Consider the following 13,816-nt stretch of genomic DNA (forward strand, 5'->3'; position numbering starts at 1 on the left):
CGACGGGGTCGTCGGGCGGTGGAGGACGGCATGGCCGGCAAGAAGGCGACCAAGGTGTCGCGCGCGGCGTACGAGCAGGAACTGCTGCGTCTGCAGACGGAGTTGGTGAAACTCCAGGAGTGGGTGCGGGCCGAGGGCGCCCGGCTGGTGGTGGTCTTCGAGGGGCGGGACGCGGCGGGCAAGGGCGGCACGATCAAGCGGGTCGCCGAGCACCTCAACCCCCGTGTCGCCCGGATCGCCGCGCTCCCCAAGCCTACGGAACGCGAGCGCACCCAGTGGTACTTCCAGCGGTACGTCGAGCAGTTGCCGGCCGCCGGGGAGATCGTGCTGTTCGACCGGTCCTGGTACAACCGGGCCGGTGTGGAGCACGTGATGGGCTTCTGCACACAGGAGGAGTATCAGCTTTTTCTCCGCCAATGCCCGATTTTCGAGCGCATGTTGATCGAGGACGGGATCCTGCTGCGCAAGTACTGGTTCTCGGTGAGCGACACCGAGCAGCAGGAGCGCTTCCGGCGCCGTCTGGAGGACCCGCTGCGGCGCTGGAAGCTGTCGCCGATGGACCTGGAGTCGCTCACCCGCTGGGAGGCCTACTCGCGTGCCAAGGACACGATGATGGTGCACACCGACATCACCGAGGCGCCGTGGTACGTCGTGGAGAGCGACGACAAACGCCGGGCCCGGCTGAACATGATCGCCCATCTGCTGGCGTCCGTGCCGTACCGCGAGGTGCCGCCCCCGGTGCTCGAACTGCCGGAGCGCCCGCCGTCGACCGGCTACGAGCGTCCACCGCGTGATCTGCAGACCTACGTCCCCGATCACGCGGCGGGTCTCTGAACAGCCGGTCACCCTGCTCACTCCGGCTCGGGCACGATCACGACCGGGCAGGCGGAGTGGTGCAGCACGCCGTGCGTCACCCGGCCCAGCTGGAGCCCGAAGTGCCGCTGCCGGCGCCTGGCCCCGATGACGAGCAGGTCGGCGTCGCGGGAGGCGTCCGACAGCACCGTCCGGGCATGGCCCTCGGCGGTACGGCGGCGCAGCCGGACGTCGTCGGGGGCCTTCTCGAGGGCGGCCTCCAGCCCCTCGACGGCCCGCTCCTCGTGCAGCCGGTCGAGCTCCCCGGTCAGCAACGGGTGGTCGGTGGTCTCGTGCACGGGGCACCGCCAGGCCCGTACCGCCTCGACCTCGGCGCCGCGCCGCCGGGCCTCCTCGAAGGCGAACCGGACCGCCGCCGAGGACGTCGGCCTCTCCCCGACACCGACGACGATCCGGCCGTGTGTGGCGGGCAGGGCCCGGTTGTCGTGGCTGCCGCGTACCACCACCATCGGACAGTGCGCGTGCGCGGCCACCGTCAGGCTCACCGAACCCAGGAGCGCCTCGGTGAGGCTGCTGCGGCCCCGGGTGCCCGTCACCAGCAGGGAGGCGGTGCGGCTCTCCCGCAGCAGCGTGTACTCGGGTTCCTCGGGCAGCACCTCGGTGGTGATCTTCACCTCCGGACGGCGGAGGCCGGCCCGCTGGGCGGCGCTCTCCACGATCACCTCGGGCCGCTCCCCCTCGGACGTCTCGCCCACGTCCTCGGCCACGTGAGCGCCCTCGTACCGCTCCCACAGCGAGGCGTACACCAGCCGCAGGGGCGCCCCGCGCAGTGCGGCCTCGTCGGCCGCCCAGTCCACGGCCCGCAGGCTCGGCTCGGAGCCGTCCACGCCTACGACGACCGGCAGGTCCCTCGACATCTCGCTCACCGTCCCGCACCGAGGTCGAACACGATCCGGGCCTTGACCTGGCCGCGCAGCACCTCGTCGATGGAGTCGTTGACGGAGGCCAGCGGGCGGGTCTCGCAGATGACCCTGGTCCGGCCGGCCGCGTGCAGTTGGAAGACCTCGGCGAGGTCCTGCCGGGTGCCCACGATCGAGCCGATCACACTCGTGCCGTTCAGGACGGTGTCGAAGATCGGGACCTGGACGGTGCCGTGGGCGGGCAGGGCGACCATGACGAGCTTGCCGCCGCGCCTGAGGCCCGTGTTGACGGCCGCGAAGGCCGCGTCGTTCACGGCGAGGGCGATGGCCGCGTGGGCGCCGCCGTGCCGTTTGAGCGCCTCGCCGACGTCCTCCTTGCGGGCGTCGATGAGGATGTCGGCACCGAGTTCGGCGGCCAGTTCGAGCTTCTCGTCGGTGACGTCGATCGCGGCGACGGTCGCTCCGGCGATCTTGGCGTACTGCACGGCGAGGTGGCCGAGTCCGCCGACCCCGGAGATCGCGACCAGCTGCGAGGGTCGTACGTCGGCGACCTTGAGCGCCTTGTACGTGGTCACGCCGGCGCAGGTGAGCGGTGCCGCGTCGACGGCGGTGACACCGTCCGGCACCGGCTGGGCGAAGTCGGCCCAGGCCAGCATCTTCTCGGCGTACCCGCCGTCGCAGCCGTAGCCGGTGTTGATCTGCTGCTCGCACAGCGTCTCCCAGCCGGACAGGCAGTGCTCGCACCGCCCGCACGCCCTGCCGAGCCAGGGCACGGCGACACGCTCTCCGAGGCGGAGGTGGGTGACGCCGTCACCAAGCTTCTCGACCAGGCCGACGCCCTCGTGACCGGGAACGAACGGCGGGTTCGGCTTGACGGGCCAGTCGCCACGCGCGGCGTGGATGTCGGTGTGGCACAGTCCTGACGCCTCGACACGGATACGGACCTGACCGGGGCCCGGCTCGGGGTCGGGGCGCTCCTCGATGACCAGGGGCTCGCCGAACGCTCGGACGACCGCTGCCTTCATGGGTTCAACTCCTCGGTTGGTGACGTCAGTTGTGCGGGACGACGGCGACGGGGGCAGCGGAGTGGTGCAGGACCGCGTGGGCGACGGGGCCGATGTGGGCGCCGAAGGGGTTGCGGCGGACCCGGCGGCCCACGACGACCAGGGAGGCCTCGCGGGACGCGTCGACGAGGTGGTTGCCGGGGGTGCCGTAGTGCGACTCCTCGGTGACCTCGATGTTCGGGTGCTTCTCGCGCCACGGGCGCAGGACCTCGGCCAGGAAGGTGGTCTCGCGTCGGGCGAGGGCACCGTGGAGCTCCAGATCGACGGAGAGGCCGTACGCGTAGTAGGGCGGCGGGTTCCAGCCGTGCACGACGCGCAGGGAGGTGTTCCGGCGGGCGGCCGCCGCGAACGCGAACTCGATCAGTTCCTCGTCGGGGCTCTCGATGTCGAGGCCGAGGACGACGGGCCGGAACGGTGTCGCCGCGGACGGGATGCCGGCCGGGTCCATCTCGTGCTCGTCCGAGGCCAGTTCGGCGGCGCGGACCAGGACCGTCGGCCGTTCGGCGTGCGCCACGACCGCCAGCCCGACCGAGCCGACCATGAATCCGCCGATGCCGCTCAGTCCGCGGGAGCCCAGAACCAGCAGTGCGGCGTCCTTCGCCTCGTCGACCAGCACCTCGGCCGGGCGACCGGAGACGTGCTCGGTGACGACCTCCAGCCCGGGGTGGCGCAGGCGGATGCCCTCGGCCGCCTCGCGGGGGACGCGCTCGGTCCAGTGCTGCTGCGTCTCCGCGCCGAGCAGCGGTGCCTGCGCCATGGGGGCCGGTACGGGCTCCCAGACGTGGACCAGCTTCAGCGGGACGCCCAGCAGCTGGGCCTCACGGGCCGCCCACTCGGCCGCCGAGCGGCTCTCACGGGAGCCGTCGAGGCCGACGGTGACGGTGCGGTTCATGATCTCCACCTTTGGAGTAGGGGTACTGGTCGGAGGGTTCGCGCGTGGGCTTCGGGGTCCCGGTTCGAGCTTCGTCCGCCGGGGCGGTTCCCGGCAGGGGCCGCAGGTCCCTCGGGAGGGCCGACCGGCCCTGCCCCGGGCCGTGGTGGAGCTGCGGGCCCGTCCTCGGACCCGCAGCCCCTCCCGCGGTCAGCGCAGCCAGGGGCTGCGGCGCACCAGCGGGAGTCCGGCCCAGAACCTGCCCAGGCCCAGGGTGTTGCCGGCGGCCGTGGCGGCGAGCACCACCATGACGACGGCGTAGACGAGGTGGTACTCCGCGAACGGGTTCGTCGACATGCTCGGCGAGCCGTCCGACAGGTGCTGCGCGGGCGGCCATTCGGCGATCCACATCAGCGCCATCATCACCGTGCCGGCGAAGGCCGCGAGCCGCAGCGCCACACCGGCGGTGAGGGCGACTCCGATGCCGAGCAGACCGAGCATGAACAGCCAGTCGGCCCAGGCGTCCCCAGCCCAGGAGTGGAAGGTGGACTCCATCGGCCCGACGGCCACGGAGCCGAGAAAGCCCTTGGTCGGCGAGCCGCCCTCGATCCAGGCCTTGCCGGACTGGGTGGCGTAGCCGAGGCCGAAGGTCTTGTCGAGGAACGCCCACAGGAAGACGAATCCGGTGAGCAGGCGCAGGGAGGCGAGGGCGTAGGCCGCCACCGCGTGCGTGCCGGTCGCCTCCGCGAGAGCGGGCTCGGTCGGCGAGGCGGTCCGGCCCGCGCGGAAGGAGGGCAGGTGGAGGCCCGGCCTCCGGTGAGGGTGCTCGTGCACGGCCATGATGGGCTTCCCTTCGGGAAAGGTGGGGACGCGGTGTGATGCCTTCACTCTCGTCGCGTCAGGCCCGCCGCGCCGGATGCCGAAGGTCTGCGGCAGGTGGGCTGAACGTCCCTGCGCACAAGGCCTGTTGGGCACCGGAGCCGGAGCCGGGATCAGTAGGCGCGCACACCGTGCGTCCTGAACCGTTCGCGGACCCGTTCGGTCAGGTCGGCGTCCGGGCGGGGGGTGTCGCGGAGCGGGAACGGCAGCCCGAGGGCCTCGTACTTGGCGGCGCCGAGCTTGTGGAACGGCAGGACGTCCACGCGGTCGACCGCGCCGAGGCCGGCCACGAAACGGGCGAGGCCCTCGACGGACTCCGGTTCGTCCGTCCAGCCCGGCACCAGGACGCATCTGATCCACATCGGGACGCCGAGCCGGTCGAGGCGGGTGGCGAAGTTCAGGGTGGGGCGCAGTTCGCCGCCCGTGAGCCGCCGGTAGGTGGTGACGTCGAAGGACTTGATGTCCAGCAGGACCAGGTCCGTGACGGACAGGAGTTCGTCGGTGGCGCGGGCGCCGAGGAAACCCGAGGTGTCGAGGGCGGTGTGGAGCCCCAGCTTTTTGCAGCGGCGCAGGACCTCACCAGTGAAACCGGACTGGAGAAGGGGTTCGCCGCCCGTGAGGGTGACGCCGCCGCCGGCCGTGGTGAGGAACGCGTGGTACTTCTCGATCTCCGCCATCACCTCGTCGACCGTGGTCTCCTTCCCGTCGCGCAGGTGCCAGGTGTCGGGGTTGGCGCAGTACAGACAACGCAGCGGACAGTCGGCGACGAAGAGGACGAAGCGGGTCCCGGGACCGTCCACGCCGGTGGACAGGTCCCAGGAGTGGATCCGGCCCCGGAGCGAGGGCATCCGGCTCACATCGACCCGTGGAAGGTGCGGCTGATCACGTCGAGCTGCTGCTCGCGGGTGAGCCGCACGAAGTTGACGGCGTATCCGGAGACGCGGACCGTCAGGTCGGGGTACTTCTCCGGGTGCTCCATCGCGTCCTGGAGCGTGGCGCGGTCCAGGACGTTGACGTTCATGTGGAAGCCGCCCGCGGCCATGTAGGCGTCGAGGATGCCGACGAGATGGCCCGCGCGTTCCTCGGGACGGTGGCCGAGTCCCTCCGGGGTGACGGTCGTCGTCAGCGAGATGCCGTCGCGGGCCTGCTCGTACGGCAGTTTGGCCACCGACAGGGCCGAGGCGGCGACCCCGTGCCGGTCGCGGCCGTTCATGGGGTTGGCGCCGGGCGCGAAGGGCTGTCCGACGCGGCGGCCGTCGGGAGTGTTGCCGGTGTGCTTGCCGTAGACCACGTTGGAGGTGATGGTGAGGACCGACTGGGTGTGTTCGGCGTCCCGGTAGGTGGGGTGCGCGCGCACCTTCGCCATGAACGACTCGACCAGGTGAACGGCGAGGTCGTCGGCGAGGTCGTCGTTGTTGCCGAAGGTCGGGAAGTCCCCCTCGGTGCGGAAGTCGACGGCGAGGCCGGTGGCGTCCCGGAACACCTTCACCCGTGCGTACTTGACGGCCGACAGGCTGTCCACGGCGACCGACAGCCCGGCGATGCCGCAGGCCATGAAGCGGTGCACCGGGTGGTCGTGCAGCGCCATCTCGATGCTTTCGTAGGCGTACCTGTCGTGCATGTAGTGGATGACGTTGAGCGCGTCGACGTACGTCGCGGCCAGCCAGTCCAGGACGCGGTCGTACGCCGCGGAGAGCTCCTCGTGGTCCAGGTACTCCCCGGTGAGCGGGGGCGCGGCAGGGGCGACCTGCTCGCCGGTCATCTCGTCCCGGCCGCCGTTGACCGCGTACAGCAGTGCCTTGGCGAGGTTGACCCGGGCGCCGAAGAACTGCATCTGCCGGCCCACGGTCATGGCGGACACACAGCAGGCGATCGCCGTGTCGTCACCGGTGCGCGGGCGCGTCAGCTCGTCGGACTCGTACTGGACGGCGCTGGTGTCGATGGAGACCTGGGCGCAGAACCGCTTGAAGCCCTCGGGCAGCCGCGGAGACCACAGGACGGTGAGGTTCGGCTCGGGGGCGGGGCCCAGGTTGTACAGCGTCTGCAGGAAGCGGAAAGAAGTGCGGGTGACCAGCGGGCGTCCGTCGGCGCCGATGCCGCCGATGGACTCCGTCACCCAGGTGGGGTCGCCGGAGAAGAGGGCGTCGTACTCGGGGGTGCGCAGGAACCGTACGATCCGCAGCTTGATGACGAAGTCGTCGATCAGCTCCTGTGCGCGAGTCTCGTCGAGCACTCCGTCCGTCAGGTCCCGCTGGAGGTAGACGTCGAGGAAGGTCGAGGTGCGGCCCAGCGACATCGCGGCGCCGTTCTGTTCCTTCACGGCGGCCAGGTAGCCGAGGTAGAGCCACTGCACGGCCTCGTGGGCGGTGGCGGCGGGGCGGGAGACGTCGCAGCCGTAGCCGGCGGCCATACGGGTCAGCGCGCCCAACGCCCGGATCTGCTCGGCGAGTTCCTCCCGGTCCCGGATGACGTCGGCGGTGGAGGGCCGGGCGTCCAGCAGGGCCCGCTCGGCCTTCTTGGCCTCGGTCAGCCGGTCCGTGCCGTACAGCGCCACGCGACGGTAGTCGCCGATGATCCGGCCCCGTCCGTAGGAGTCCGGGAGCCCGGTGATGATGCCCGCCCTGCGGGCGGCGCGCATCTCGGGGGTGTAGGCGTCGAAGACGCCGTCGTTGCGGGTCTTGCGGTAGGTGCCGAAGACCCGGGTGACGAACGGGTCCGGCTCGTAGCCGTAGGCCCGCAGGCCGTTCTCCACCATCCGCAGCCCGCCGTTCGGCATGATCGCGCGCTTGAGCGGCGCGTCCGTCTGCAGGCCGACGATCAGTTCGCGGTCACGGTCGATGTACCCGGGCGCGTGCGAGGTGATCGTCGAAGGGGTCGCGGTGTCGATGTCGAGGACGCCCCGGCTCCGCTCCTCGGGGAAGAGCGCGACGATCTTCTCCCAGACGGCGCGGGTACGGTCCGTCGGGCCGCTCAGGAAGCCGGCGTCGCCCTCGTACGGCGTGTAGTTGGCCTGGATGAAGTCACGTACGTCGACCTGTTCGCGCCAGTGTGTCCCGGCGAAGTCCCGCCAGGCGTCGCTCGTTCGGCTGCCCACGGTCGTGGTCGCGGTCATCGCCGGTCCTCTCCTCGGTCGGTCGGTCGCACCTGCCTGCCCCTCGGATGCTGGTCGCTCGACGCCGGGCGCGGGGAGTGCCGAGGGGCGCGCGCGACCGAGCCGTTGGGCCCTTTCCCCGGTGCCGGGCGGCCCGGGGCCCAGCGGCCGGGCGTGTGCTCACTCCGTGGGCAGCCCGGGGCGGATCAGCGTGCCCGAGAGGCCGTGGACGATCTGGTAGGCCGCGTCCAGGGCGCCGATGGCGGCCAGCCCTCCGGTGCGGCTGACGAACCGGGCCGCGGCCTCGGCCTTCGGGCCCATGGAACCGTCGGGGAAGCGGCGCCCGCGCAGTTGGTCGGGGGTGGCGTCGAGGAGGGGACGCTGCTCCGGTGTGCCGTAGCCGTCGTAGACGTAGGGCACGTCCGTGAGGATCAGCAGGAAGTCCGCCTTCAGTTCCTCGGCGAGCAGGGCGGCGGTGAGGTCCTTGTCCACCACCGCCTCGACGCCGCTGAGCGCACCGGTGACACGGTCGGCGGTGACCGGTACGCCACCGCCGCCTCCGCAGATCACCAGCGTGCCGGTGGCGAGGAGTTCACGCACCGTGTCGGTCTCCAGGACGCGTTCGGGGCTCGGGGAGGGGACGACGCGCCGTCGGCCGTCGCCGGCCGGCGTCATGTGCCAGCCGTGCTCGCGGGCGAGGCGGCGGGCGACGTCCCGCGGATACACCTGGCCCACCGACTTGGCGGGCCGGTCGAAGGCCGGGTCGTCACGCCGGACGAGGGTGTGGGTCACCAGGGTGGCGATCCGGCGGCGCGGCATGGCGTTGTGCAGGGCGCGGGCCAGCAGGGAGCCGATCATGCCCTGGGTCTGGGCCCCGAGGAGGTGCATCGGGTAGGGCGCGCTCAGCGCAGCATCGGACTCGCTCTCCCTCGCGAGCAGCCCGATCTGGGGGCCGTTGCCGTGGGTGACCACGAGTTCGTGTTCGCGGGCCAGAGCCGCGAGGGCGGTGGCGACCCGGTCCACGTTCGCCTGCTGGACGGCCGCGTCGGGGCGATCGCCCCGGTGCAGCAGGGCGTTGCCGCCGAGGGCGACGACCATACGCATTTCTCGGTCCTCCAGGGGGCGAAGAGTACGGTCCTGACGGTGTGCGGCCGGTTCGCGGGCCGGCGCCTGCCGCAGCGCGACGGCCCGGAGAGGGGTCCTCCGGACCGCCTTGACCGCCCACGGTCGCTGCCCGGTCGCCGTGTCCCCGGACGGCGGGGCTCACCCTCAGTGGTGCGCCGGCGTCCGCCGGGGCGGGGGCGGGGTGCGGTCCGCCGGGGCCACGGGCGGGCGATCGGGTGTGCGGTGCGCGGGGGCCGCTGGTGGGCGGTCCGGTGTGCGGTGCGCCGAGGTGGGGGACGGCCCGTCCGGGGTCCCGTCCGTGCGGGCGGTGGGCTGCCGGTCCCGCCGGCGCCGCAGCCGCCGCACGTACAGCGCGTCGAGCAGGGCGCTCACCACGAACGTGAGCGTCGCGGACACGGCCAGGAGGACGGCGAACAGCCTCCAGAAGTCGGGAGTCAGTGAGGTACCCACGGTTCTCATCCCCCTCGCTCGGGCAGGTCTTCCCATGTCTCCATGGAACAGCGGGGCCCGGTCCGCCACAGGGTGCCGGAAGGCTCGTCCCCCGTGCCGACCGGCCCGGGTGGAGGACCGGACGGCCCATGGCGGGTGGGGGCGGCGCGGCACAGGCTGGGCATGGCAGTTCCGGTAGACCGCCTGGAGGCACGCCATGATCACCACACCCACGCCCAGCATGCTGCGGGCGCTGCCCGCCGAGCACCGGCAGCGGCTGATGCGCGTCGCCCGAGAGGTGGCGTTCCCGCAGGGGACACGGCTGTTCGAGGAAGGGAGCCGTGCCGACCGGTTCTGGATCCTCCGCACGGGCAGCGTCGAACTCGACATGCGGGTGCCGGGCCGCCGGCCGGCCGTCATCGAGTCGCTCCGGCACAACGAACTCGTCGGCTGGTCCTGGCTGTTCCCCCCGCACGTCTGGCACCTGGGCGCCGAGGCGACGACACCCGTGCGGGCCTACGAGTTCGACGCCACGGCCGTGCGCCTCATGTGCCAGGAGGACCCGGCCATGGGCCGGGCCGTCGGCCTGTGGGTCGGAGAGGTGCTCGCCCACCGTCTGCAGGCGGCACGGACCCGGTTGCTGGACCTGTACGCCCCCTACGGCGCCGGCAACGTCGGCTGAGGCCGCCGCCCGCCCTCCTCAGCACGGACCTCGAAGGAGAGATCATGCACGGCACACCGCACGTCGTCGGCGACGTCATGACCCGGACGGTCGTGACAGTCGGTCGTGGGACGGTCTTCAAGGAGATCGTCCGGCTGATGCGGGACAGGCGGATCAGTGCCGTGCCCGTGGTCGAGGCAGGGGGCCGGGTGGTCGGTGTCGTCTCCGAGGCGGACCTGCTGCCCAAAGAGGAGTTCCGCGACAGCGACCCCGACCGGTACACCCAGCTGCGACGCCTGGCGGATCTCGCGAAGGCCGGTGCGGTGACCGCCGAGGAGCTGATGACCTCCCCCGCCCTCACGGTCGGGTCGGGGGAGACGCTCGCCCAGGCGGCCCGCACGATGGCCCGGGCCAGGGTCAAGCGGCTTCCGGTGGTCGACGCGGGCGGAGTGCTGGAGGGCGTCGTCAGCCGCGCGGATCTGCTGAAGGTGTTCCTCCGCACCGACGAGGAGATCGCCGAGGAGGTACGACGTGAGGTCGTCGCCTACCTCTTCCCCTCCCCGGACTCCGCGGTCCGGGTGGACGTGCGGGACGGTGTCGTACGACTGGGCGGCCGGGTCCGGGACACCTCGTTGGTCCCGGTGGCGGCCCGGCTGGTCCGTGCCGTGGAGGGTGTGGTGTCCGTCGATTTCGACCTGACGCCTCCCGGAACGTCGGCGCAGTCGCAGGAGGCGGCCTCGCCCCGATGAGGTCGCCGTCGGGCGCTTGCGGGCCGACGGCGAGTGGCCGGCTGGGAGATCGGCGGCGAGCTGCCCGACCGTCTCCCGGTCGTCCTGGAGTTCGTCGCGCTCGCCCGCCCCCGGCCGGGGCGAGTCCCCGCTGGGGCAGCACCGGCACGGACTGGATGCCGGCCGTTCGCCCGGCTGGTCCAGGTCTGGAGCGCCCCGGTCGGGAGCGGCTGCTCAGCGCGGGGGCCACCCTCACCTGCCGAGAGGGCGTCGGCATCGGCGTCGAGGCCCTGTGCAGGGCGGCGGGCGTGTCGAAGCGCTCCTTGTACCAGTTGTTCGAGAGCAAGGACGACCAGCCGGCGGCGAGCCCGGAGCAGCGCACCGCCCGCTACGTGGCGGCACTCCTGCCGCGGCGCAGGACGACCGGCCGCCCCGGAAACGGATCCTGCACGTCTTCCGGCAGATGGAAGCACAGTCGGGAACGCCCGAGTTCCACGGCTGCCCCTACCTGGCCGCCCAGATCGAGCTCAAGGACCAGAACCATCCCGCCAGCCGTGTCGCCCGGCAGGTCAAGCAGAACGTGACCGGCTTCTTCCGCGCCGAGGCCGAGCGGGGCGGGGCGGGGCGAACGATCCCGACCTGCCGGCCCGGCAGCTCAGCCTGTTCTTCGACGGCGCCGCAGCCCGCGCGGGCATCGGAGCGGATCGGAGCGGACACCCTCACGGGCCTCGTCGAGCCCACGGTGATCACGCTGCTAGGCCCTGTCGTCACATTCCCGCCTGCCCCGCGACGCCATGCACGCGCTCTCGACGCACCGGGCACCGACCCGAGTACGTCCGGTACGCGGGTCAGTGCCCGGCACGCCGAGAGCACGCTCCCCCGGTCTCGGCTGCGCTCGACCGGGAGGTACCCCCACGACGCCGCCAGGCCGCCCTTCGGGCGACGACGGGAATGTGACGACAGGGCCTAGACACGGCGGGCACGCGCTGACCGCGTCACCTCCGGGTCTCCCGCGAGACCGGACCCCGGGGGTCGACAGGGCTGTCGGTCGCGGCAACTATGCTCCCGCCCATGAACGAGGACGACAGAGGCCCCGTCAGACGAGTCGTCGACGGGCGCTTCGAGTTGGAGACCCGCCTCGGCGGGGGCGGGATGGGGACGGTCTGGCGGGCCCGGGACCTGGTGCTGCACCGGCTCGTGGCGGTCAAGGAGGTCCGCCCGCCCGACCGGGACCTCGCCGAGTACGACCCGGACGGCGCACGGACACTACGGGAACGGGTGCTGCGCGAGGCCAGGGCGCTGGCCCGCATCGACCATCCGAACGTCGTCACCATCCACCACATCGTCGACGGCGGCGACGGCACCTACCCGTGGATCGTGATGGAACTGGTCAGCGGCGGCTCGCTGGCCGACCGGCTGGCCCAGGGCCCGATGCCGCCGGCCGAGGCCGCGCGGATCGGCCGTCAGGTGCTGGGCGCGCTGACCGCCGCGCACGACGCCGGGATCCAGCACCGTGACGTCAAGCCGGCCAACGTCCTGCTGCGCCCCGACGGGCGCCCCGTCCTGACCGACTTCGGTATCGCCGCGATCCGCGAGACGAGCGGCCTCACCGCCACCGGCTCCGTCATCGGCACGCCCGACTTCATGGCACCGGAACGCATATCGGGGCACGAGGGCGGGGCCGCCTCCGACCTGTGGTCACTGGCGATGATGCTGTACGCCGCCGTGGAGGGACACCACCCGCTGCGCCGGGGCTCCACCCTGGCGACGCTCGCGGCGGTCCTCAACGACGACGTGGCGCCCCCGGTGCGCGCCGGCGCGCTGGGCGACGTCCTGATGAGCGTGCTCGTGCGCGATCCGGCGGCGCGGCCGTCCGCAGCCGTGCTGGACACGCGGCTCGCCGAGGTCGAGTCGGGGACGGCCACCACGCCCGCGATCCCGCCCGTGTGGGACGAACCCACGTCGTATCCGCTGAATCCGCCGACTCCCGGCACCGGGGTCGGGCAGGGCGCTTCCGGCACTACACGCGTCACCTCCGCGGGCTTCGGTCCGCCGCCCGTCCAGTCACCACCAATCCAGTCACCACCCGTCCACACACCACCCGTCCAGTCACCGCCACACCACTCGCCGCCCGTTCAGCCACCGCTGGGCCACGCGCCGCTGGTCCAGTCGCTGCCGGGCGCGGGGCCGTACCAGTCGACGACCACGCCCGTGAAGGAGGTACGGCGACAGGGGCCCCGTCTCGCGGTCCTGCTGAGCCTGTCGGGAGTGTCGCTCGCCGGTGTCCTGGTCCTGCTGTGGTGGCTGCTGCCCCTGGACGACGCCCGCGACACGAACGCGAATGCCGGGCCGACCACCTCCACCTCGGACTCGAAGTCGAAGTCGTCCGCCTCACCGTCCGACGACGCGTCACCGACCGACGACGACCAGGACACCCAGCAGTCGGGCGACGTGGCAGCCGGCGGCATGCTGACCCCGGACGGCATCCGCACGGCGATCAAGGCGTTCGAGAAGGAGACCGGCCGCGACAGGTACGGGGACTTCTCGGTCTACCCGGACTACGTGTCGGCCCAGCTCATGGTCGAGGGCAGTGACACGAAGTACGACTCCTACACCTACCGCCCGGGGCGGGGCGTGGAGAAGGGCATCATCAAAGGCACGCTCGCCGGTGGCGAACAGCCCGTCGACCTCGACGACTTCAACTGGGACAAGGTTCCCGCCCTGCTGAAGGAGGCGGAGAAGAAGCTCAACGTACCCGAGCCGGAGAATCGTTATCTGCTGGTCAGGCAACCCAACGACATCTTCGGCACCCCGGCCAGAATGGCCGTGTACCTGAGCGACGAGTACAACCAGTCCGGCTACCTGGAGGCCGACACCGACGGCAAGGTGACCCGGGTGTACCCCGCGGCGGACTGACACGGCACCCGGGGGCGTGGGATCTCCCACGCCCCCGGGTGCCGTGCTCCCGGCGGGTGCTCGCCCGTCAGTCGCGCTTCGGCATGGGCGCACCGTCGGCTTCCCTCATCCGCTCGGGCGTCCAGTACTGCCGGACCTTCTCCGGCTCCTCCCGTGTCTCGTGAGCCGTGGTGCCGGAGTCCGGCTGTGCGTCGGGCTCCGAGGCGGTGGCCGCGGTGCGCCAGGCGGCCACCGCCACCACGACGGCCGCGACAACGGCGGCGGCCGCCACCCAACGGCTCGTACCGCTACGACGCATGGCTGCCTCCTGTTCCTGTCA

The 13,816-nt window shown here is 72.2% G+C and carries 13 protein-coding genes and 1 pseudogene; 5 read left to right on the plus strand and 9 right to left on the minus strand.

Translation table 11 applies throughout. From position 1 onward, the window contains the following. The first annotated feature begins 30 nt into the window (after positions 1-30). Positions 31-834, plus strand: coding sequence for a polyphosphate kinase 2 (gene ppk2 / locus P8T65_RS03095; RefSeq protein ID WP_316723864.1), 804 nt, complete (start codon positions 31-33; stop codon positions 832-834). Between the two features lie 17 nt (positions 835-851). Here ppk2 and P8T65_RS03100 read toward each other — a convergent pair whose 3' ends face one another. The 8 genes from P8T65_RS03100 to P8T65_RS03135 form a co-directional block, all read right to left on the minus strand. Continuing rightward, on the minus strand, positions 852-1,730 hold the full coding sequence (locus P8T65_RS03100) for a universal stress protein (protein WP_316723865.1): 879 nt from the start codon (positions 1,728-1,730) through the stop codon (positions 852-854). A gap of 5 nt (positions 1,731-1,735) precedes the next feature. After that, positions 1,736-2,758, minus strand: a complete 1,023-nt coding sequence (gene adhP / locus P8T65_RS03105) for an alcohol dehydrogenase AdhP (protein WP_316723866.1) — start codon at positions 2,756-2,758, stop codon at positions 1,736-1,738. A 25-nt stretch (positions 2,759-2,783) separates the two neighbouring features. Continuing rightward, positions 2,784-3,689, minus strand: a complete 906-nt coding sequence (locus tag P8T65_RS03110; protein ID WP_316723867.1) for a universal stress protein — start codon at positions 3,687-3,689, stop codon at positions 2,784-2,786. 189 nt (positions 3,690-3,878) lie between these two features. Next, positions 3,879-4,508 carry a DoxX family protein gene (locus P8T65_RS03115; RefSeq protein WP_316723868.1) on the minus strand — a complete coding sequence of 210 codons (630 nt, stop codon included), beginning with the start codon at positions 4,506-4,508 and terminating at the stop codon, positions 3,879-3,881. A 152-nt stretch (positions 4,509-4,660) separates the two neighbouring features. Then, positions 4,661-5,395 (minus strand): pyruvate formate-lyase-activating protein, encoded by a 735-nt coding sequence (pflA, locus tag P8T65_RS03120; protein ID WP_316723869.1) that lies wholly within the window; start codon positions 5,393-5,395, stop codon positions 4,661-4,663. A 5-nt stretch (positions 5,396-5,400) separates the two neighbouring features. Further along, positions 5,401-7,659 carry a formate C-acetyltransferase gene (pflB, locus tag P8T65_RS03125; protein ID WP_316723870.1) on the minus strand — a complete coding sequence of 753 codons (2,259 nt, stop codon included), beginning with the start codon at positions 7,657-7,659 and terminating at the stop codon, positions 5,401-5,403. A 159-nt stretch (positions 7,660-7,818) separates the two neighbouring features. Further along, positions 7,819-8,742: a carbamate kinase gene (locus P8T65_RS03130; RefSeq protein WP_316723871.1), complete on the minus strand. Its 924-nt coding sequence runs from the start codon at positions 8,740-8,742 to the stop codon at positions 7,819-7,821. A 165-nt stretch (positions 8,743-8,907) separates the two neighbouring features. Further along, on the minus strand, positions 8,908-9,213 hold the full coding sequence (locus P8T65_RS03135; protein ID WP_316723872.1) for a hypothetical protein: 306 nt from the start codon (positions 9,211-9,213) through the stop codon (positions 8,908-8,910). Positions 9,214-9,409: 196 nt separating this feature from the next. Between P8T65_RS03135 and P8T65_RS03140 the strand changes: the two genes are divergently transcribed. The 4 genes and pseudogenes from P8T65_RS03140 (at position 9,410) to P8T65_RS03155 (ending at position 13,497) form a co-directional block, all read left to right on the plus strand. Further along, positions 9,410-9,874, plus strand: coding sequence for a cyclic nucleotide-binding domain-containing protein (locus P8T65_RS03140; RefSeq protein WP_184903096.1), 465 nt, complete (start codon positions 9,410-9,412; stop codon positions 9,872-9,874). 44 nt (positions 9,875-9,918) lie between these two features. Continuing rightward, positions 9,919-10,602 (plus strand): CBS domain-containing protein, encoded by a 684-nt coding sequence (locus P8T65_RS03145; RefSeq protein ID WP_316723873.1) that lies wholly within the window; start codon positions 9,919-9,921, stop codon positions 10,600-10,602. A gap of 155 nt (positions 10,603-10,757) precedes the next feature. Continuing rightward, a pseudogene (locus tag P8T65_RS03150) lies at positions 10,758-11,338 on the plus strand (TetR/AcrR family transcriptional regulator); the annotation flags it as partial. Between the two features lie 314 nt (positions 11,339-11,652). Next, positions 11,653-13,497: a protein kinase domain-containing protein gene (locus P8T65_RS03155; protein ID WP_316723874.1), complete on the plus strand. Its 1,845-nt coding sequence runs from the start codon at positions 11,653-11,655 to the stop codon at positions 13,495-13,497. A gap of 67 nt (positions 13,498-13,564) precedes the next feature. Here P8T65_RS03155 and P8T65_RS03160 read toward each other — a convergent pair whose 3' ends face one another. Continuing rightward, complete coding sequence (locus tag P8T65_RS03160) at positions 13,565-13,795, minus strand: hypothetical protein (protein WP_316723875.1); 231 nt, start codon at positions 13,793-13,795, stop codon at positions 13,565-13,567. Between the last annotated feature and the right edge of the window lie 21 nt (positions 13,796-13,816).

Source organism: Streptomyces sp. 11x1 (assembly GCF_032598905.1).
Lineage (GTDB): Bacteria > Actinomycetota > Actinomycetes > Streptomycetales > Streptomycetaceae > Streptomyces.